The organism is Neobacillus sp. SRL179 (genome assembly GCF_984799095.1).
Genome location: NZ_OZ481792.1, coordinates 2,411,879 through 2,433,295, shown reverse-complemented (window position 1 = coordinate 2,433,295; position 21,417 = coordinate 2,411,879). Strand labels below are relative to the sequence as shown.

The 21,417-nt window shown below is 36.1% G+C and carries 16 protein-coding genes; all 16 read right to left on the bottom strand.

The features are described from left to right. Positions 1–254: 254 nt before the first annotated feature. Entirely contained in the window at positions 255–950 is a 696-nt protein-coding gene (locus AC4E8C_RS12005) for an ABC transporter ATP-binding protein (RefSeq protein WP_490212325.1), read from the bottom strand. Then, positions 943–2,730 carry a branched-chain amino acid ABC transporter ATP-binding protein/permease gene (locus AC4E8C_RS12000; protein WP_490212324.1) on the bottom strand — a complete coding sequence of 596 codons (1,788 nt, stop codon included), beginning with the start codon at positions 2,728–2,730 and terminating at the stop codon, positions 943–945. Before AC4E8C_RS12000 ends, AC4E8C_RS12005 begins: the two co-directional genes overlap by 8 nt. Continuing rightward, positions 2,727–3,602 (bottom strand): branched-chain amino acid ABC transporter permease, encoded by an 876-nt coding sequence (locus AC4E8C_RS11995; RefSeq protein ID WP_490212323.1) that lies wholly within the window; start codon positions 3,600–3,602, stop codon positions 2,727–2,729. The genes AC4E8C_RS12000 and AC4E8C_RS11995 overlap by 4 nt, the downstream gene beginning before the upstream one ends. A gap of 11 nt (positions 3,603–3,613) precedes the next feature. Continuing rightward, on the bottom strand, positions 3,614–4,768 hold the full coding sequence (locus tag AC4E8C_RS11990) for an ABC transporter substrate-binding protein (RefSeq protein WP_490212322.1): 1,155 nt from the start codon (positions 4,766–4,768) through the stop codon (positions 3,614–3,616). A 159-nt stretch (positions 4,769–4,927) separates the two neighbouring features. Beyond that, positions 4,928–6,157: an FAD-dependent monooxygenase gene (locus tag AC4E8C_RS11985; protein WP_490212321.1), complete on the bottom strand. Its 1,230-nt coding sequence runs from the start codon at positions 6,155–6,157 to the stop codon at positions 4,928–4,930. 166 nt (positions 6,158–6,323) lie between these two features. After that, the gene (locus AC4E8C_RS11980; protein WP_490212320.1) at positions 6,324–7,370 is read right to left on the bottom strand and encodes a 2,5-dihydroxypyridine 5,6-dioxygenase NicX family protein; all 1,047 of its coding nucleotides are present in this window, start codon (positions 7,368–7,370) and stop codon (positions 6,324–6,326) included. Further along, complete coding sequence (locus tag AC4E8C_RS11975; RefSeq protein ID WP_490212319.1) at positions 7,367–8,209, bottom strand: alpha/beta fold hydrolase; 843 nt, start codon at positions 8,207–8,209, stop codon at positions 7,367–7,369. The genes AC4E8C_RS11980 and AC4E8C_RS11975 overlap by 4 nt, the downstream gene beginning before the upstream one ends. Positions 8,210–8,513: 304 nt before the next feature. Further along, the gene (locus AC4E8C_RS11970; protein WP_490212318.1) at positions 8,514–9,170 is read right to left on the bottom strand and encodes an isochorismatase family protein; all 657 of its coding nucleotides are present in this window, start codon (positions 9,168–9,170) and stop codon (positions 8,514–8,516) included. A gap of 105 nt (positions 9,171–9,275) precedes the next feature. Next, entirely contained in the window at positions 9,276–10,064 is a 789-nt protein-coding gene (locus AC4E8C_RS11965) for a maleate cis-trans isomerase family protein (RefSeq protein ID WP_490212317.1), read from the bottom strand. Positions 10,065–10,390: 326 nt separating this feature from the next. Further along, positions 10,391–11,431, bottom strand: coding sequence for an McrC family protein (locus AC4E8C_RS11960; RefSeq protein WP_490212316.1), 1,041 nt, complete (start codon positions 11,429–11,431; stop codon positions 10,391–10,393). Position 11,432: 1 nt separating this feature from the next. Beyond that, positions 11,433–13,994 carry an AAA family ATPase gene (locus AC4E8C_RS11955; protein WP_490212315.1) on the bottom strand — a complete coding sequence of 854 codons (2,562 nt, stop codon included), beginning with the start codon at positions 13,992–13,994 and terminating at the stop codon, positions 11,433–11,435. 396 nt (positions 13,995–14,390) lie between these two features. Further along, positions 14,391–16,634: a hypothetical protein gene (locus tag AC4E8C_RS11950; RefSeq protein ID WP_490212314.1), complete on the bottom strand. Its 2,244-nt coding sequence runs from the start codon at positions 16,632–16,634 to the stop codon at positions 14,391–14,393. Between the two features lie 49 nt (positions 16,635–16,683). Continuing rightward, positions 16,684–18,735, bottom strand: coding sequence for a hypothetical protein (locus tag AC4E8C_RS11945; protein ID WP_490212313.1), 2,052 nt, complete (start codon positions 18,733–18,735; stop codon positions 16,684–16,686). Positions 18,736–18,795: 60 nt separating this feature from the next. Then, positions 18,796–19,254, bottom strand: a complete 459-nt coding sequence (locus AC4E8C_RS11940; protein ID WP_490212312.1) for a DNA phosphorothioation-associated protein 4 — start codon at positions 19,252–19,254, stop codon at positions 18,796–18,798. Continuing rightward, positions 19,255–21,237, bottom strand: a complete 1,983-nt coding sequence (locus AC4E8C_RS11935; protein WP_490212311.1) for an AAA family ATPase — start codon at positions 21,235–21,237, stop codon at positions 19,255–19,257. Further along, on the bottom strand, positions 21,237–21,413 hold the full coding sequence (locus tag AC4E8C_RS11930; RefSeq protein WP_490212310.1) for a hypothetical protein: 177 nt from the start codon (positions 21,411–21,413) through the stop codon (positions 21,237–21,239). The genes AC4E8C_RS11935 and AC4E8C_RS11930 overlap by 1 nt, the downstream gene beginning before the upstream one ends. Positions 21,414–21,417 lie beyond the last annotated feature (4 nt).

Here is a 21,417-nt window from a genome sequence, read left to right as displayed (position 1 = left end):
ATATTTTATTTTATCTAATCAATATTATAACGTAATTTTATATGGTACCGTATTATTTGGTTTGTAGATTTTGTCAAATTCTTAAGTTGATGTCTAATTATGTATTGCATGGAGAGGAAGCAGATTTACATTTAAAATCAATACAAAAACAAATAACAAAATGTAAGGGAACCCCCGCGGTATCGAAACCATTAGGCAAGTAAATGGAAAATGACTTGAGAATCACCTAGGAAACTCAAGTCACTGAATCTATTTTATCCTAAATAAATAGATTGAATTGTCTCATCGTTTCGTAAATCCTCGCAATCACCGGACAGGACACAACGGCCAAGCTCGATAACATAAGCACGATCGGAAACTTCCAAAGCAAGCTCTGCGTTTTGCTCAATCAAGAGAATGGTCATTCCAGCCTTTCGCAGCGCAACAATCGAGTCAAAGATCATGTCGATAATTTGTGGTGCTAAGCCTAGTGAAGGCTCATCCAGCATAAGAAGCTTGGGTTCTCCAATCATCGCACGTCCAATCGCAAGCATCTGCTGTTCCCCGCCGCTGAGGCTGCCTCCCAGTTGGGTACGCCGCTCTTTCAAACGGGGGAAAATGCTATAGATTTCCTCCAGTCTTGATTTTGAAACTCTTCCCTTAAGAAATCCGCCGACTTTCAAATTTTCCTCTACCGTTAACGTTGGAAAAATCCGTCTTCCTTCCGGTACTTGGATGATTCCTTTGGAAACAATTTTGTGAGCAGGAAGGCGGCTGATATCCTCCCCGTTAAAATGAATGGTTCCTGTTTTTTGCTTTAAAATGCCACTGATCGACATCAAGGTGGTGGATTTGCCTGCTCCATTGTTGCCAATCAGACAAACAATCTCCCCTTCATTCAATGTAAAACTAATATCCTCGAGGGCCTGTGCATTCCCGTAAAAAGCTTGGAGATGTTCAACATTAAGCACGCTTCTTATCTCTCCTTCCCAAATACGCTTGAATGACTTCTGGATCACGCACTACGGCTTGTGGCAAACCATCCGCAATTTTCTTACCAAAGTTAAGAACAGCCATATGGTTACAAATCTTGGATAATAAATTAAGGTCATGCTCGACAATAAAAATGGTGATACCAAAATCGTTTCGTAAGGTAATAATTAAGTCCTTTAAATTTTCTCTTTCCTTTAAATTAAGGCCTGCAGCCGGTTCATCTAAAAAGAGAACCTTAGGCTGGGATGCAAGGGCCCTAGCGATTTCCACCAATCGGCGATGTCCATAGGCAAGATTTCCGCATAATTCAAACGCTTTATCTTCCAATCCGACTAATTTCACTAAGCTCATGGCTAGACTATAGGCTTCCTGTTCTTCATGATGAAACCTCTTATTTTGCAAAAGAGCCAAACCTATATCATTTTTCATTCCCGTAGAGGTTCCTACCATTACATTCTCCACGACTGTCATACTGTTGAAGAGCTTGGTGATTTGAAAGGTTCGCACCATTCCTTTAGCCCCCACATAATGCATCGGCTTTCCGCTAATATCTTCATCCATGAAAGTGACTTTACCAACCGTTGGTTTCTCTAAGCCCGTAATCGTATTGATAAACGTTGTTTTCCCCGCGCCATTTGGACCAATTAAGCCGAACACCTGACCTTGCTTTACTTCTAGATCCACGTCATTGAGCGCCACCACACCGCCAAATTGCTTTGTGACATGATCCATTTTCAATATGGTCTTGTTTGTATTTTTAGGTTGGGATAAATACTTTTTCAGGCTCAGATCAATTTTTGGATACCTAACAAATGCCTTCTTGGTTGGTTTCTTGAACTTATTCACGATTCCATATAATCCATTTGGCCAGTAAATCATCATCACTGCAATAAACAATCCATAAAATATCGGTCGATAAAGTGGGATTTCCTTTAGTATCTCATTTAAGAAGGTAACCCCAAAGCCACCCAGCAATGCACCAACAAAAGATCCGAGTCCGCCTAAAACGACCATAAGGATGACGGTGATCGATTCATGGAAGGAAAAGGGTTCCGGACTGACGAAGGCGTACATATGTACCATAACACTCCCCGCCAGCCCAGCCCAAAAACATCCTACGATGAAACCCTTGACCTTTGTCAAGCCAATGTCGATTCCGAGCGAGGCAGCCGCCATCTGGTTGTCCCGAATTGCCCGAAAGTTGCGGCCGAGCCTGCCTTCGGTTAATCGAATCATAAAAATGTACTGAACTAATAGAACAAGCGAGGCAAGAATGAAAAATTCCTTCTTTGAGTCTACGATCCAACCAAAAATATTCGGACTTGGAAGACCCGGAAGTCCATTCCATCCCCCTGTGAAGCTCCCCCCATTCGCAAAAACGATGGTTAAAATCAGATTGAATGCTAGAGTGGACATGGCAAAATAGATTTCTCCCAGCTTTGCCATTGGTGATAAAATGAGTGAAGCGAGTGCAGCTACAATTCCCGCCATCAAAAAGGCGAGGACAAAATTCCATTCATAGTGATAGGTCAGGATAGCGGAAGTATAGGCGCCAATTCCGAAAAAACCGGCATGGGCCATGCTTACCTGTCCGACATAACCGAAAATTAATTGTAAGGAAACAGCCAGTATGGTATAGATGACAGCCTGTGAGAGTAAAGAAAGCATATAATTCGATTGCACAAAGAAAGCAACAATAAATAAAATTAGGACGGTACCAATCAATGTTCCATATTTTCTCACTACGGATTGGCTCATGCTGTATCCCTCCGTTGCTTAATTCCCAGTAATCCTGTTGGTCGGAATAACATAACGGAAATTAATATTCCATAAAGGATTAAATCACGGAATTGCGAACTAACCATCGTTCCGCCAAATGCTTCAATTAGCCCAAGCAAGATACCGCCGATCACAGCACCCGTTACATTTCCAAAACCTCCTACCACAGCGGCTGCAAATGCTTTAACCCCAATGGTCCCCATATCGTAGGAAGCATAATAGATTGGACCAAGCAACACGCCAGCTACTCCTGTTAAACCTCCGGCAATTAAAAAGATGAAAGCGATGTATTTATGGTTATGAATACCTATCAACTGAGACATAATTCGATCATCTGCAATTGCCCGCATCGCTTGCCCGAGCCTTGTATAGCGGAAGAAGATTTGAAAGACGACCATGACGGCAAAGCTTAATAAAATGACGAGGAAGCTCATACCGGAAATTTTAGTTGCACCAATATCGACTTGACCCTGGGAAATATTGTTTGGAAAGCTTAAAGGCTCAGCCCCCCAGATCAACGCCCCGATTTGCGGCAAACTAATCAAAATTGCAATACTGGCAATCAGGACATGAACGTCCTGACCGCCGCGTTTTTGGATTGGGTGAAAAACCAGCGTATTCGCCAAGTACCCAACAATACCTGCGATTAACATAGCTGCTATAATAGATACATAATAATTCGTTGTCACACTGCTGATAACGGAATAGCCCACTAAGCCGCCAACCATGACAAACTCGCCAGTCCCGATATTTAATACGCCCGAAGATCGAAATATCAAACTATAGGACATCGCAATCAAACTATAAATGCAGCCAACAGCTAGTCCACTTATCAATATATCTAAGTACACGATATCCCCCCTTAATAAGATCCAGGTTCTAGTGTCTTCTCCAATTTTAAAGCTTTATTATCCCACTTAATCATATAGATAGGTTTTGTGGCCGATCCATCAGAATTAAAGCTTGTCACACCGGAAGCTCCCACATAATCTTTGATGTTTAGTAATTGTTTTTGGACCTTCTTTGTATCCAGGCTATCCGCTTTTTCAATTGCCGTTTTTAAAATATAAACCGCATCATATCCATGAACTTGATAAACGTTTGGTTCTAAATTAAACTTGGACTTCCACTTATCTATGAACTTTTTCGTTTCCTCTCCAATGCTTTCGCTAGAAATATAAGCAGAGGACACCAAGGTATTATTAGATGCATCACCGGAAATCTCTAAATACTGAGGATTCGAAATAGGATTGGTCGCAAAGATAGGTTTGTCATAGCCAACCGCTCTTGCCTGTTTCGCAATTAAGCCACTGTCCGCTGCATATCCTGTAGCAAAAATCGCTGCATTTGGAAATTCACTGATTCCCTTGCTAAGGTACGAATTAAAATCTTTTGCATCTACTGGATATTTAAATTCTTTGACAATTTTGCCTCCGTTTTCTTCGTACTTTTCTTTGAAAGCCTTTAATACGCTTGTTCCATACGCATCATCACGAACGAAGACAATCATTTCTTTCACATTCATTTCTTTGGCTGCATAATAAGCAGCGGACCAGCCAAACTGGTTATTGTTAGCTAAATTGACAAAGAAGTGAGGATCTTTTGATACAACCTTTGGGTCTGATGCAATTGGCGATACCGCAATCATGTCATTTTGTTTAACCTTTGCTACCTGAGATAAAGCTACAGCGCTGCTTGATCCACTAATGACATACTTAATATCTTCATTAGCAAACTTGTCAATGGCTTGCTGTCCTTTAAAGGGGTTTCCTTCATCGTCATCTTTCACGAGTTTTACCTTTTTCCCATTAATTCCACCTTTGTCATTAATCTCGTTGATGGCATACTCTACTGCTTCAAAAGTTGGGAGACCAAATGCAGCCGTAGGACCGCTTAACCCGCCAACATATCCTATCTCAATTGTGCCGCCTTCTCCTGAAGTAGATTTACTGCTAGAACACCCCGAAATAATAAACACTAACAAGAGTAAACAGGCCATAATAGACTTTATCTTCAAAATAGAACCGCCCCTTTAATAGATTATTGTTCTAATTTCAACGCCTGAATAATGTTAAACTGGACTTGCCAATTGTAAGTAATAATGGATATTTTCTTATCTCTCCCCAGAAATGGGACACCTTTCTGTCAAACCCTTGATAGACCATAGCTCTTACTTTTAAACAGATGCCTTGGATGTCCCAAAACGCTGACGACAAGTAGTTGCATCATACTCGTATATCCATTCAGCACTAATACCAACAGCATTGGGATTTTCAGACTGTCTTTCCCGCATCGCTTGATCGCGTTTCCGCTGCTCCTCAGGAGATTCCAGATGGTAGGTACGGCCTCTTTCACGTGCTTGTAATTGAACATTTCGCGTTCGATCGCGGCGCTCTGCTTCATATGCCTCTAATGCCAAGGGTACGTTTCCGTCAAAATAAGCAATTGCCTCTGAAAGAACAAAAGCATCTTCTATCGCCATCGCAGCACCTTGTGATAAATAAGGAAGCATAGGATGGGCAGAATCTCCAAGGAGTGTCGCATGACCCTTAGACCACTTCTGCATAGGGTTACGGTCATATAACCCCCACTTGAAAACCTGTAGATCATCTGTTCGTTCAAAAAGATTGATCAAATCAGAATGCCAGCCATCGTAGGCATTTAATAATTCTTTGGCTGAACTAGGCTCGGTCCATGACTCTGTCACCCACTCATCTGTCTCTTTGCAGGCAACAATATTAACGGCCTTACCACCCTTAACGTAGTAGGTAACCACGTGCGCTTTTGGTCCGAACCAGAACGACACAGCCGGCTGAACAAATGGAAGCGGATGCTTGTCAACAGGAACAAGGGCCCGCCAGCACATATGACCAGTAAATGCCGGATCATCCTTCCCCCACAAAGCGTCACGAACCCCTGAACGAATTCCGTCCGCCCCAACTATAAGGTCTGCTTCAAACTCATCTCCATTTTCAAATATAGCAACTGCCTTATCACCATTAAGCTTTACATCTACACATTTCACATTAAAGGTAATGCACTCTTTTGGCAGCCCTTCCGTTAAAATGCTATGGAGGTCAGCACGGTGTACATGGTAGTAAGGTGCACCATAAAGTTCGTCAAATGTATCCTTTAAGGGAGTACGAAATAATTCTTCGCCCTTTTCCCAGCTTCGACCCACCATCGCTTGCGGTAAGAACCCTACTCTATCAATCTCTTTTTCAAGGCCAAGTGAATTCAAAACCTTTACAGCATTAGGTGTCATTTGGATTCCGGCCCCTACTTCTCTAAACTCCGCTGCTTGTTCAAACAATTGGAAGGAGATACCGCTTTGCCACAATGATCGCGCCAAAGCTGCGCCTCCAATCCCACCGCCGATAATACCGACAACAAATGATTTTTCCATCCTTTCACTCACCTCACTATTTTTTTCAGAAGTTCAAACTGAACCACTCTATCATCTTGACACTCGTCTGCTCGATTGGACTTTGTATCGGGTCAATTTTTCAATGGAGCCCTGCATTAATGGCAAGAGGGCTCCTAATAAAAGTTTTACAGATTATTGAAAGACTCTATTTTCTAGCCAATTGTTTATCAACAGGTTTCATTTCTTCGATCACAACGTCTCCATCTTTTACAATCAACTTGCCATCAAGGTATAAAGTACAATTTTTCATTGGTAAATCAAGGTGGCAAGGAGTATCATTATTGCCGCCTAATTCAGAATTTGGTCCTAAGGAGAAAAGAACATTCCCATAGAAGGCACGCCCATCCATACCAAATACTTGATCGTCAAAGGCTAAACTATGCCACTGTGCCCGTTCATTTAATCCCCAGCCAATATGAGAGATCGCATAGGCTCTAGGGTCATTAAAGCTTTCTATATAATCTTTAATGAGCATCGCTTCAAACCCACCCTCGATGCTTGTCACAAGTCCATTTTTGATTGTAAAGGTCACCTTGTCTTGTAAATAACTATTAAATGGGAATAAAATATCACCCTTATCCATCACGACCACACCCTCTACACCGCCATCGTTAGAGGTAGCTGCAGCAAAGCAGCTTGGAAGATGGTCCCATCTGCCTGGTTCATCCGCGAAGGCATACTCCGTTAGAATTGGATATTGACCTAATTGGTACGTAACATCTGTTCCCGAATGACTGGTCACTCTCAATTCTTTTGCATTCTTTAGTAGATCGGTTGCGAATAACACTCTTTCCTTATCGCTTTCCTTTGGAAACATTCTTTTGATTACATCAAATGGTTCAACCACCATTAAAATCCTGACACCTGATTCCTGAAGCTCCAACTGTTCTTTTGAAAATAAGAGAAGAACTAAATCAATGACCAGATCCGCCTTCTTTAGACACTCAACAGCAATTCGATTATCTGTTAGTGGAGTGATTCCAAAAGAACCTTCATTCCCACGATTAACTGGCGGAAGTTTCAACTCGAAGGAGTTCGTTCCGATTTGAGAAGCGGCCGTTAAAAAGGCTTTTGCATAATCGGCCCGAATATCACCGGACGTTAAAACAATCATGGTTTCCGAAGGCTTGAGTTTACAGAGTTCCAACTCCTTTTTAAAAAGATCAACCATTTCATCAAATTCTACTGTCATTTTAAGACCCCTCTTTCATTTAATTTCAAAACTTTCTCAACAAAAGCAGTAATATAATTTGCTGTTTCCACCGGTGCATCCTTATAAATCATATGTCCGACATTTTTGACTCTAACGGTTTCCATAGAAGGATTAATAGATTGTAATACTTGGAGTTCATGATCGCGGATCGTGTCGCCATGTTCCGCAGCTAACAGAAGTGTCGGTACGGTCAGCATTTTTACATGCACCTGAAAGGGCTCTTTCAATAATGATTCATATGATTGGACAATGGCTTGGAGGCTGTTATTACGGTACTCCTCTGCTCGTTCAGCCACCTGTTCCTCTGTAAAGGCAGGGAAGTAACTCCGGAATAACTCCATCTCTCCTTGGTCAACAGCCTCTTTTTGTTTGATAAACATCGAGAGTGGATTCGGATAAATCCTTCTCTGTCCAGGTCCATTAATAGGCGGATCAATTAATACCATGCCAGAAATAAGCGCTTGGTAACGGCTGCCAAAGGAAGCCGCAATTCTTGCTCCCATTGAATGCCCTACTAATATGGGAGGCTGCGGATTATCAATTATGGCATTGATTACATTTAATAAATCCTCAGAATAATCCTCTAAGGTGTAACCCTCTTTGGGAGCATCGGACAGTCCCCTTCCTCTCGGATCCATAGATAAGACATAGGCATCATCTGGCATTCTATTTAAGACGTTTATGAATGATAGACTATAACTACTTATTCCAGGTAAGAAAATAATAGGAATTCCATCTTTTTTTCCCTTTGTGATAAGATGTATCTTTGCATTTAAGCCCTCAACATACAGATCATCAAAGGAAGTACGGTTAGTCATTAAACCAGCTCCTTCCAATGAAAGCCTTTTTCGAAACATCTATTTTTTTATGCTTATTTGAGATTTTGCTGTTTTTGCGGAATTGTAAAAATCAAAGGTGAATAGAATCGTCTATTAACTCACTATCAATAAATTGTTTTCATAGACTTGTTTGCAGATATGGATCACAAATCTTTGCATGTGTAGTCCTAAAGTGGCAGCGGATAATTTTGAGGTAATGTACCATGTTGTAATAGGATGGTTTTCTATCAATTTTTTAGAAGAGCACTTGATAATTTTAAGTATTCACAAATGTAGAAGGAAGTTATACTTTAGTAGAGGCTGCTTTTATTTTTGTTATATTTTGGATCACTTCACTTGTCATTAGAACATCCGCATATTTTTGACGGAGGTCAAAAAGACTTTGCTCATGTGATGCTTGGGAACGATCCCCTACAGCATCTTCAACAACAATTGGCCTATATCCTAATTGCAAGGCATCCACAGCGGTTGCCCGAATACAGCCACATGTCGTACAGCCTGCAATAATGACGGTATCAATATTATTAGCGTTGAGACGAGCAATCAGATCGGTACCGAAGAAGGCTGATGCATACTTCTTTACAATAAGGCCATCTCCAGTACGAAAGTCTAAACGAGGATCTACCTGCACTGCATCAGTACTAGATCTTAACGTTTTTAATCCTTCCATTTTATGAAACCAAATACCGGAATCAGCGAGTGAATCATCATCATAAGAAATAGTCGTAAAGAATACCGGGAATTTCAATTCATGCATGTAATTTAATAGTTTATTTGTTTGTTCAATTTGGTCCGTTAAATCGGACCCCATCGGCATGGATGGATTGGTAAATCCCTTAATCATATCCACTACGATTAAACCGGGTTTTTGACCAAAACCTAATAATTTTCCAAATCCTCTTTCTTTAAAAAACGTTTCATCTTCGTTATGTTGTACCACCAGGCTCCCCCTCTTATATCAATCCAGGATTGAATGAATTAAATTTGGAAAAAAATTAAATGTAACTACCATTCATGAAATTTTTATCACTTTACTTGCAAACTATTATTTTCTTCCCTCCACCTTAGATGTACTCGTAACCATATTTCCTGATAATAGTTTTCCAGCATTAGGGACATAGGGATCTAGCTCTAATGTTTTAAGTATTTTGTAGACAGTAGCTACGGATGCCGAAAGTACCGGCTTTCCAATGGTATCTTCCACGATTTGGATCGCCGCTAATGAAGGCATTTGGACACAAGCTGATAAGACAACCGCGTCTGCTTCGCTGGTATCGAGATTTTTCACAATTTCCACCAAACGCAATGGATCTTGGCGGCCAACCTCAAGATTGTCTGGAATTTCCAAACTAATAGAATCGGTAACTTGGATATCACTCGCTTCGATATATTCAATTACTTGATTAGTCAACGGTTTCATATAAGGAGTGATAATGGCGACTTTTTTGGCTCCTAGTGCTTTAATCCCCTCCACTAGGGCCCCCGCACTACTGACAATCGGAGTAGGCGCACCATTTTCTTTTGTTTTATTAAAAAGGCGCTGCTCTGAGTCGTTATGGTACCCAGGACCTTGGCACATAATTGCGACCAGGCAGGCGTAGGCAAGTACATCACATCTCGCGTCTGACAGTTCAACCACGCAGCGATCACTCGCAATATCCATGGATTTTAATTCTTCCTTGGTTACTTTCTGCATCCGCATGCGACTTGAATGAAAGGTAAATGAAAGGTTGGGCTCCACTTGTTGTTTTCTTTGAAGCATGGCAGGAATTTCTGTCTCCATTGTTGTATTTGAACTAGGAACAACAAGGCCAATCCGATAGTTTTTCTTCACTAATTCTACCTCCTTGATCATTACGTAAAGAGTTGTCTAGTTTAGTATTTTAGTACTATTAAATCATTAAATCTCTGCACTAACAGCCCTTCTTGAAAATCTCTTTCAGAGTTGCTAAATGTAAGATTTTCTTACCAAACTTACCAAACTTACCACTCTTTTACTTTAAACTATATTTTTATTAATGTCAATATTCAGATTATTATAAATTAAAAAAACTTAACCTAATTTAATAAAAAAACTCCTGTACAATTTAAGCACGATAATGTGCTTAAAAATGTACAGGAGTAGGTTTTGGGTGTGACCATGTGAAGCGTCTTATTAAATCAGTTGTTCTGATCTGTCGCTAGTAGAGAAAGCAATTTTCTTCTAATCTCATTCCAAGAATCATTTAAATTTAGAGTCCTTATCTCAACCATCATTCGATCATCCCAATGAAAAGTTTCATCAACGGCATCCCCATTAAACGGGTATATTAATATTCCCCGTAAATTTAATTCTTTGGGCTGATGCATGAGATAGGTAAATAACTGATAAAGGTTATGACTATGAAAGGAAGATTTCCCAAAGTTTTCTTGAAAAAGGTTTTTATAAAACTTTGCATCCATGATTATTTTTTGTCGACCATTTTTATGAGTTAAAGACACATCTGTTTTCATGGTAGGCAGATGTGTTTGATTGCCTTCCAGCTGCCAATGCATAATTTCTGAAGAAACTCGATAATCTCTTTGCTCGATTCGGTAAAAATGAAACAAGAATTTTTCAAAAATATAGTTGAGAGAACTCTCATCAATTTCTGCCGAAAACAAGCTCCACTTCCCATGTTTATGGGAAAGTAAAGTGAATTCATACAATAACCGTGAGATATGAATCATCCGTTTATAATGTAAATTATGTCTTCCAAAATATATTTTTAAAAATACGTCCTTCGTAAGCGGTGGTGAATCCACTTCTGGCATAAGCTCCAAATACGAATAGCTGAGTTTCCTTGTCTCCTCTTTAACAAAACGATTAAAACAAATGGTTTTTAACGTACTCTTCATTACTTGGTTCAACAAAATATTGGGTGAATATTGATCCTTCTCACAGACAACTAAAGGCTGCCGCCCCATTATAAACGGCATTGAATCAGTCATCATCAACCGCCCGCCTAACCGACTGGTCGAATCTGTGAAAGTAACATAATCTTTTACAATCCCACGGCGCCTAATCGATTCGACTTCCCTCAAAAACTGTTTGACGATAAAGTCATAGGTAATTAAATCTTCATCGATATCATTAAGACTATTAACCATTTCAGGCATTTCGTTCAAATAACTGAGCAAACAATACAAATTCCGAATGGGAACTTTAAACAAATTGTCCATTCTACATTCCCTCAATCAGTGATTCTACCACTTCAGGTCGGTCAAAAAAGTATTCCTCAAGTAAAGGTCGTATTTCAAATGTCACGATCCCATCAAACCAAACATTTTCATCCATTTCTTCAGGTTTCATAGTGAAGAAGGAGTGGCCAATTTCATAACCTTTTCCTAATTGATAATCACTCGCTATTTCTTTATTCCATTTTTCAACAGCGAGCAAAATCCGATTGATCATTTGGTCGGAAACACCTGATACAGAAATCGTTCTACGCCATTTTTCATTGAACGCTGGTTTAAGTGTAACAAACGCAAAACGGCGGCGGAGTGCTACTTCCAATTGGGCTAATGAACGATCTGCTGTGTTCATTGTACCGATTAAATACACGTTGCTTGGTACGGTGAAAGGTTCTTTCGAATAACCCATGGTCACAAATTCATCACGCTTGTCCCGCTCAATCAGCATAAATAACTCACCAAATATTTTGGATAAATTGCCGCGATTGATTTCATCAATTATGAAGTAATAGTTTTTTTCTGGATTGTTTAAAGCCCGCTGACAAAAATCATAAAAGATGCCAAATTGCAGAGAAAATCCATGCTCATCCGGTCTAAAGCCCATAACAAAATCTTCATAAGCATAATTTTGATGGAATTGAACCATTTCTACACGATCTGGATCCTTTACTCCCATAAGAGAATAAGCAAGTCGCCTCGAAACAAACGTCTTCCCTACTCCTGGAGGACCTTGAAAAATGAGGTTTTTCTTGTATTTTAGCAAATTCATAATGGTATCGTACTCATGTTCATCAATAAATACTTCTTTTAAGAAATCATCCTTCGAGTATTTTTCCAATTCGATAGACTGTTCTGTTAATAATATATCTAGGGCTTCCTTTAAATTAGGTTTTAGTATCCATTTAAAATGATTGGCATCTTCGTATTCACCTTCAAAAATCACATTCCAAAAACCTTCTAATCCGTCATCTCTACTTGGTATAACAGTTTCCGTCGCTCTGATAACTCGTTTTGCAAGTTGTACGACAGGTGCATTAAAGGAAGATGGGTGTTTTCCCAGGGCTGCAGCAAGCTTAGTAGCCGTTGCCTCTCCACCTAACTCATACATTTTGTTTAAGTAAATCATATCACTCTCTTTAAAAACTTCTTTATTATGGAGGAGCTCAATCCATGTTTCAGTAGTGATTTCAGGCTGTATCTGTTCTTCGCTTATGTCTTCTAAATCACCTGCATTTTCCTGTCCTTTAAATGCTCCCAACACTTCCACCATTTTTTGATGAAATTCATCGTAGGAAAAGGACTCGATACTTGAACTGTTGGTTAAAGCCTCTTGTCCCCTTTTTGGATGCTGATCCCCATATAGTAATCCGTAGCGAATTCCTGCTTCATCAATGGACACATAAAATTGAGGTGCGCTTCGATGGCTGTTATATCCTTTTTCATAAACAGCGAGCCAGCACTCTGACCCTCCAAAGCTTTGGTTCCAATTAAAGCCGTTTAACACTTTATCCTCAACAAAATCCATGTCCTTAAACTCATCCATTTCCCGGATAGCTAGATGAATTTTTCGCTGTTCTTCCTGTACCTTTTGCTTTTTATCAGCATAATACAGTTGAAAAAGAATGGTAAAGTTATTCCATGCCTGTAAAATATTTTTATCATATCGAACTTTTACTTGATCCTTAATCTTTTCCATTTCACTAAGACTAACAGAACCAGATTCAATGATTTTCTCTAAAACCATAAACTTAATTAAATTGATTTTTTCGCTATTCCGATATTGTTCCCGAAGTTTGGTTAATTGATCTGAATCCAATTCCGCAATAGCTTTTAGCATAAGTTCTGGCTGACTCATAAATTCGCCGAGTTCAACAGCCATATGATATAAGTACTCAACCGCACTCTCTACCATGATTTGTGGATACTGTGTACTGCAAAAGAAGAAATCCTGCATATCCAGCATCGTTAAATCTGGATTGCTAACTTTAAGATGGTGAAGAGCAATATCACACATTTTGAAAAAGGTTTGATAATTATGGCCGACTGTACCGAGTTTCAATTCAATTCCAAATGATTTTTTCAAATCTGTAAAAACCTCTTGTTTATAAAGAGGATATTTGTTGTAATCAAAAGCTGCCAATAAATAACCGAACAATGGTGCGCCCAGGGATATATTCGCAAGATAGGCCTTGCCCTTTTCCCGGAAAAGCTCAATCCGCTCTTCTAAGGTTTTTGTAGAATAATATAATTGGTTCAAAAGTTCCGCTACTTCGGCAGGCTGTGCTTCTGCATACTTAACCAAATCCCCAGTATTACTCCAATGGACAAAACTTCCAGCAGATGGATTTTCCTTCTGTATCTTTTTTAAGATATCTACAACTGTTAGCTCATTAATCTCCTGTCCCCGTAAAAAATCATTTAACCGAGAAAGAATTTCCTTTTTGTAAGACTCCTCATAGGTTTTAGTTTCTTTAAACAGTATGTATTTTTCAAATGAAATGTCTATATATGTACCTTTTAACATGTGCTTTTGTAATAAGTCGTCTAGCATGTAATTCACCTCTACCTATAATATATCCCTCTATGCTACTGATATCATGGTGCTGGCGAACATCTCTCCCTTTTATTTAAACTCAGATAATTGTTTTTATTGATAATATGAAAAACGGTGATAATAGCCCCTAAAAAAACAATTAAAAATACCTCAAAACAACCCAATATTGTCTTGAAACAACAAACTACTTTTAATAGAGATTAAATATGAAAAGGGATGGGGAAAATAACAATTCGTTGACAATAATCATTGATGAAAAATCATATACTACAAGTAATTTATTTTATTAATTTTCCTATTATTAAGAAGTTAATGTATGGTCGTAATAGGAGTACTTATTCTTAATAAATACTCCTCCAACCTTTTTCACTGATATTCATAACCCTTCACTTATTAAGTTCGTTTTTTGATTTCTCTCATAACTTCAAACCATTTTTTTCTAACAACATCTATGTGCCTTTTCAACCGCTTACTTGCTATCGGTAAAGATTCATATACGGTTAAATGTGCAAATTCAACTGTTATAATATATTCCAATAACTTAACTTCCTCAATTGACCAATTGTTTACTTGCTCAAATTTTATCTGTTTGAATGTATCTCTATAGTGTTTCGGAACATGATTGTACCAATAACTGAGGCATTTATTTGCAGATATTCCGATACTCCTACTGACATCTGCCAATATCGCATTTAATGTATGCCCTTCTCTAGTACCTTCTAAAATAGAGGTAATCAGTATCTGCTCTTTATTTTCGTCCCAATCATTCGAAACTATTTTCTTTTCTAATTGAGGAACTTTCTTTTTTAATGATTCTTTCTGGGTAGTTTCAACATTTTTACTATTAGTTAGAGTATCCTCTTTAGTATTGAGATCCTCACTTTCACCAGGATTCCCCATTAATAAATAGTGTTCAATTGCCCTTTCAATAAGAATTGATTTAGTAATATTATTCATTTCAGAATATTTATTAATTTCATTGGACAATTGATTACTTAAATATACTTTTAAGTCTTTTTTTCCAGGACTGTCTTTTTTTTCAACTTTCCTTTCACTTACAATCTCTTTTAATATAGAATAGTCCTCATCACTAAAATATAAAAGTGAATTAGATTCTTTTATTTCAGCTATTTTAAAAGGACTCTGATCATTATTAAGGTTATTTGACTTTGGTTTCTTTGAATCCTGGGAAGTGATTTTTTTCTTCTGTTTAGACTCTATTAAAACCTTACTACTTTTTAATCCATCTCTCGTTTTCCATTTATTACTGTTTATATCAAATAAATAGCCTAATACCTCTATTTTTCGAGTTAACTCATCTACAAACTGAAGCCTTTTCTTTTTACTTTGTCTATACCTTTTTGATAAATCAAATAATGTAATCCCATTATTTAATTCCATAATTGCTTCTTCAACTAATTTATTTTCTTCTATATCAGTCCATAAACAAAAGAACTTGTCAAATCGATAATTAGCATCCTGAAGTTTCTGATATATATTGTCAATATCAGTTTTAAATGCTTTAGCTATAGAGGCGATTCCAACATTGTTGTTTAATCTCTCAGCAATAAGTTTTACATACATCCCACTTTTATAAGTTGAAGTATTTGGGGACATAACATGTGATTCATTCTCAATTCTTACTGATTCAACAACTGATGTACATATTTTACTTTTACAGTCTAGCTTAGTGGTATTATTTTGCTGAAGTTCAGCTAATAAAACATCTTCTATTTCTTTTATTTTTTTATTGAACTTGTAAACAGTCTCTGTTCGTTGTGATAAAAGAAATAAGCCACGATCTGTAAACAATAAATCCTCAGATAAATATCTCAAATAAGGTAAAGCACGGAATATTTCTAATTTTTCGCCTAAATATTGCTTAGGTAAGATAAAATGAGTATTTTCTTTTAAATCTTTATAATATTTATTAAAAACAAAATTAACATCAATATTTAGTATTTGGGCAACTTGCTTCATTGTAAAAAGATTTCTACCATTTGTAATAAGGACAATTGGCTCGCCAGTGTTTAAATAATAAATTAACTTCTTATTATCAATGGTAGAAATTCCATACGGAGGTATAGTAAACTCTTCAAAAAACCAAATTTCTTTTAACTTTGCCCTTTTAAATTCTGCCTCAATGTTGCTTACAGTTGTATGTTCATTTTTAGCAATTAAATCAATGTCTGTTTTAAGACTATTCAATTGATAAAGATAAGATTGAATTTTCGGGGAAAACTTAGGAGAAGTACTTTCTCCTATATACGTCCATCGCTGCCTAAATTTATGATTTTCTAGCTCCTTAATTATTACAACCTCAGGTATTAAATATCTAAGTGAAATTGTTTTTAAGTTAATTTGTTCACTGAAAATTGATGAAACAATATCTAACAAAATAGAAAAAGATAGCCCTTTACTTTCTTTTAGCCATTTATTTTGATAATTGTCGAACATATATCCATACTTTAATAATTGGCCATTAAGCAACTCATTACTAATCTCTAATTCACCAAGTATATCTTCTATTGCTTCATTATTATTAAGCCTATTAGCAACTTTATCAATATCAATGTTATCCGATTTTATTTCCTCCTTGTTATTAATAAAATTGTTTACAATATCTAAAATATCCATAATTATTCATTCCTCTGTATAGAAACTGAAGTTTTTGGCTATGTTCGTTTTATCTCCAAAATTTAAGATAATGTTCTAGAGCTTTCTCTATAAGGTTGGATTTTGTAATATTATTTTTCTCAGTATAATTTTCTAACTCATTTAATATTTCGTTACTCAAATATATTTTCAAAACCTTTTTCCCATTTATAAGTTCATTTTCTTTCTTCTTCTCTTCTAATATTTCTTTTAGAATCATAATTTCTTCATTCGAAAAATCCAATTCTTTATCTGAATCATTTTGTTCCTTAATTACATCTGGATATTCATATTTTGTAGGATGTACCACTTCTTCTACTATTGCCTCTTTTTCAAAAAGATTGAAACCTAGGAAACTTAATTGTTCTTCCAAATCATTTTTTGTTACATTATAATTGTTAGCAATTACATCAATTGTTAGCTTTTTATCATTTATTTCAGCAGCTATCTTTTTTAGAATAAGATTTCTATCTTCGTTTATCCATGTTTTAAAAAATCCATCATATTTGTATCCTGCAGACTTTAGCATGATCCTCAACTCTTGTGATTTTATGCCCAATTGTTCCTCTACAGTTTTTAAGGATCCACCTTGTCTAAGAATTTTTAAAATATCATCAATTGAAAATGTAGATTGCTTTTCGACTGTTTCACCATGTTCTTCAATGTTAGCTTTTTCTCTTACTTTATTCGTTACCTCAACTTTTACATTATTAACAACATGTGATGACCCATCTTTTAATAACCACATCTTACTTTTTTGGTCAAAATTATATCCACGAGATTCAATTTTCCTTCTTAACCTATCAGCAAAATGCAATCTCTCTTTCTGGTTTTTTTTATATTTAAAAGCAAAGTCATATAATGTTATACCATTGTTTAATTCTGAAATTGCCTCATGAATTAATCTTTCCTCACTACTAATTGTCCATATATTGAAAAAAGAGTCAAACCTATAGCCAGCATCCCTTAAGAGTTTATTTATATAAGTTAATTGGACCCCATATTCCTTTGCAATACTTCCCAGCCCTTGATTCATATTTAGTTTTTTAACAATTAGCTCAGGATTTATTTCTCCAACATTATATATGTGTTTCTTTTCATTTGTAAGCGATCTATCTTCTGGGACTACATTGTTATTAGGAGTATAATTTAAGTCAAAATCTTGTTTTTCAAAGGATAGTATTTTTTCTAATTCTTTAACTTTTTTATGCGCTAGAAGGGTTGTATCAGTATATGATGCAATTAAATTTAGACCACGTTCTGTAAATAAATTCAATTTACAAAGATATCTAAAATGCGGTAAAGCTTTAAATAACTCCAGATTTTCTCCGTAATTTATAAAATGGACATTTTTTCTAAAGTCCTGATAAAATTTATTGTAAACTGTAGTAGCATCAATTTTTAAGATTTCTTTAATTTGTTCTAGTGTGAAGAGCATTTTTCCTTTATCAAGTAGAATTATTGGTGCACCTGTATTAATATCAAAAATACTTTTCATGTTTCCAACGGTCGTAAACCCATAGGGGGGGACATTAAAATTCTCTAAAATCCAAAATTCTCTAAAATTTGCATTCTTAAGTCTTTGCTCAATCTCTAAAACTGAAATCCCTTCACTATCTGCCACTTGGTTTATATCTTTCTGAAGTGTATTTAATTGATATAGAATAAATTTTATTTTATCTGGAAGATTTACCTGTTGCACATTTGGAACCAATGTCCATCGATTCCTAAATTTTCTTTTCACTAATTCGTTAATGATTGTTTTTTCAGGTATTAAATATTGATGGGAAATTGCTTTTATATCTTGTTGCTCTATAAACATAGTAGAAACAATTTCTAATAATATACTATAAGGCACGCCCTTATCTTCTTTGACCCATTCTTTTTGGTACCTATCAAACATATAACCAGAGGATAGGATTTTTTCTTTAAGGAATTCATCACTTAAATTCAATTCACTTGTAATTTTTTCTAGAGGTTCATTATTATTAAGTCTGCTCACAATTTTATCAGTATCAAATGTCTCTGCATTTAACTCTTGTTTGTTCTTGATAAAACTATTAACGATATCTAATATATCCATATTTAATCCCCCATCTTAAACAAATAGAAAAAAGGAGAATTTCCTCTCCTTCTCTTCTATTTAAAAAATCATATCGGCTATACCTTTGAGATTTCTTTCTTTTTCAGATGTATCAGTTTCCATATTCATAATTAACTCAAATATATTATTTAACATATATTTAGGCTGCTCTAGTAACTTCTGTTCTAATATTTCAATACCACCTGCAGCATATTCCTCAAATATTTTAAGTTTCTCGTCAAATGATTCATCATCATCCTGAAGTATATTGACGTCTTGAGTTTCAGCAAGTGCAACCATATTAATCATCGGTTCGTCAGTATCCAAACTAAAATTATCCCAAAGTAATCCTTCTGCGGATCCTGAGAAAGGTTTTCTCTTTTTTTCCATAAATCCAAGAGTACCTGCAATCATAAAAACCTCTTTATAGGAATTAAAAATTCCAAATTCATCTTTATCTGTTAATTTGCGATAAATACTGTCCTGTTCCTTTGGACGTTTTATTCTTCTTCTGATCATTTACCTTACCTCCTGAACAGCCGTAAATTCATACGGTTTATCTTTATTTGTTCTTGGATCATTGTACATTAACTTATATTCTTTCCCTATGAGACTATGCATTTGTGCTTCGACCTCGCCTCGCCACTGAGAAGTAGAAACAATAACGATTAACTGATCGGCAAGTTTGTATATATTCTTACCCACTCTCTCTCTATGATCGGAGTCTAAGGCACCGAACGGAGAGTCCATAACAATGGGGTAAATTCCACCTTCATCAAAATCACTTTTTGTTTCCTTCTTATATTGTTCTCTAGCTATATCAACAATTGCTCCAATAAATGATAAACTAGTAATTTGTCGTTCTCCTTGAGACATTCCAACTAAATTTCCTTTACTGTTAACCACTTGGAGTTCATAGTTATTGGAAAGTTCTATACTATAATCTTTTCGAAGAAATTGACTATAAACTTTATTAATTTTCTCTTGTAGTTCTGTTCTAACCAAGCCTTCTCTAATGGTTAGTATTTGTTTCATTACTTCTTCAAGCGACTCACAAACCTCCACCCTTTTTTGTGTGAGTTTTGCTTTATCTGCTTGATTTTCCATTTTGGATTGCTCTTGTTTCTTATCTTTTAATAGTTTTTCGATATTTTTTTGTTCATTCTCTAAATGTCCTATTTTTCTATCAATATCACTTTTTTGTTGAATTAGCTTTTGACGTTTATTTTCTAAATCACTGATTTCTTCTGAATCTTTCTCAGATAGTTTAAGACCTATTTCTTCAATTTCTTCATTTAGTTTTTTCTGAAGTTGACTTTTACTTACTTCATTATTTTTCAGCTGTTTAAGTTCTTTAAATATAGTTTCCTTCTTCTCACGGATGACACCTAAATCCATTAATGACTCCATTATTTTTTGTTCAACAGGTGTAGAGTTTATAATTTTTTTAATTGATTGCAAATGGTTATAATGGCTTGAATCCTCCCGAATATGAGTGCCACAAATACATGTACCATGGTCAATTATGTTATCAATAAACTTATTTGATATGCCTGTAATGACATCATCACTCTTTTTTTCCTTTAGTATTAATTCAGCTCGTTGGAGGGCAGGAAAGCTAAAAGCTAAATATCCTCGTTTTGTTACGATATCTGTAATTTGTTTTTGGACCTCATTAATTTCCTGTTTAATTACTTTTATTTCTGCATTTTTGGCATCCCTTAATTCTTGAAGTTGCTTTGCTCCTTCAATGGTTTTTAATCGTTCCTCTAATTCTTTAATTTGTTTTTCCGTAATACTAAAATTTTTCTTTTGTAAATCTATATCGGTAACAATCTCACTTTCCTTAGTTTCCAAGTCTTCAATCTCTTCAATTAAATTATTTGTTTTTGAATCGCCAAACTTCTTCATTTCACTTCTAAATTTTTTCCGTGCGCTAGAAGTATGGACGATTCCTCTTTCTAATATCTCTAGTCCCATTATTGATTTGATAGCACTTTTTATATCTTCCGTTCCACTATCCTTAGAAAGGTTGTCAATTCTTTCACCATCAAAAAAGAAATAAGTACGTAAATCAGATGGTAAGGTTCTTTCCACTTCCATTTGTGGGTTATTAACGATCTGAGAAAGTCCGTCTTCCCTATATTCTAATCTTAGTTCCGGGTCATAATAATAGACACCATTTCTGCCTATTTGTGCTTTAATAGTCCTTGTTACAGTATAAGATTTATTATTATGGTTATATTTTAATGAAACAAATGCATCAACGTAATCACCATCTCTAGCAATGCTCAGTGCATGTTCATTTATTATTTTATCTTCATTTGGTAAATTTAATATTCCATATAGGCACCAGCTAAATGCGTTTAACAGAGCTGTTTTACCAGAACCATTCTCACCGTGAATAACTGTGATATTTCTTGTAGGAGAAGTAGAAAAATCAATCTTTTGAGTATTAAAATATTGTCTAAAATTCTTTAAGGTAATTGACTCAATTATCATTATTCCTTAATCCTTTCCTTAATAATGTTGACGATTTCACTTACGATTGTCGTCCCCTGTAGTGTTTTTTTGTGAAGAATGTCCTTTTCTGCTTGTAAAATTTCTTTCAGTATTAATGTATTTATATCTGGTAATTCACTTAAAATAGAATGGATTTTTTCTTTTTCCTTTTCCATTTGT

What these genes read in the sequence shown, in the direction of transcription:
- AC4E8C_RS12000 (WP_490212324.1), bottom strand. Translation starts at nt 2,730, where the DNA reads ATGAGCCAATCCGTAGTGAGAAAATATGGAACATTGATTGGTACCGTC.
- AC4E8C_RS11985 (WP_490212321.1), bottom strand. Translation starts at nt 6,157, where the DNA reads ATGGAAAAATCATTTGTTGTCGGTATTATCGGCGGTGGGATTGGAGGC.
- AC4E8C_RS11980 (WP_490212320.1), bottom strand. Translation starts at nt 7,370, where the DNA reads ATGACAGTAGAATTTGATGAAATGGTTGATCTTTTTAAAAAGGAGTTG.
- AC4E8C_RS11975 (WP_490212319.1), bottom strand. Translation starts at nt 8,209, where the DNA reads ATGACTAACCGTACTTCCTTTGATGATCTGTATGTTGAGGGCTTAAAT.
- AC4E8C_RS11960 (WP_490212316.1), bottom strand. Translation starts at nt 11,431, where the DNA reads ATGGACAATTTGTTTAAAGTTCCCATTCGGAATTTGTATTGTTTGCTC.
- AC4E8C_RS11955 (WP_490212315.1), bottom strand. Translation starts at nt 13,994, where the DNA reads ATGCTAGACGACTTATTACAAAAGCACATGTTAAAAGGTACATATATA.
- AC4E8C_RS11950 (WP_490212314.1), bottom strand. Translation starts at nt 16,634, where the DNA reads ATGGATATTTTAGATATTGTAAACAATTTTATTAATAACAAGGAGGAA.
- AC4E8C_RS11945 (WP_490212313.1), bottom strand. Translation starts at nt 18,735, where the DNA reads ATGGATATATTAGATATCGTTAATAGTTTTATCAAGAACAAACAAGAG.
- AC4E8C_RS11940 (WP_490212312.1), bottom strand. Translation starts at nt 19,254, where the DNA reads ATGATCAGAAGAAGAATAAAACGTCCAAAGGAACAGGACAGTATTTAT.
- AC4E8C_RS11935 (WP_490212311.1), bottom strand. Translation starts at nt 21,237, where the DNA reads ATGATAATTGAGTCAATTACCTTAAAGAATTTTAGACAATATTTTAAT.
- AC4E8C_RS11930 (WP_490212310.1), bottom strand. Translation starts at nt 21,413, where the DNA reads ATGGAAAAGGAAAAAGAAAAAATCCATTCTATTTTAAGTGAATTACCA.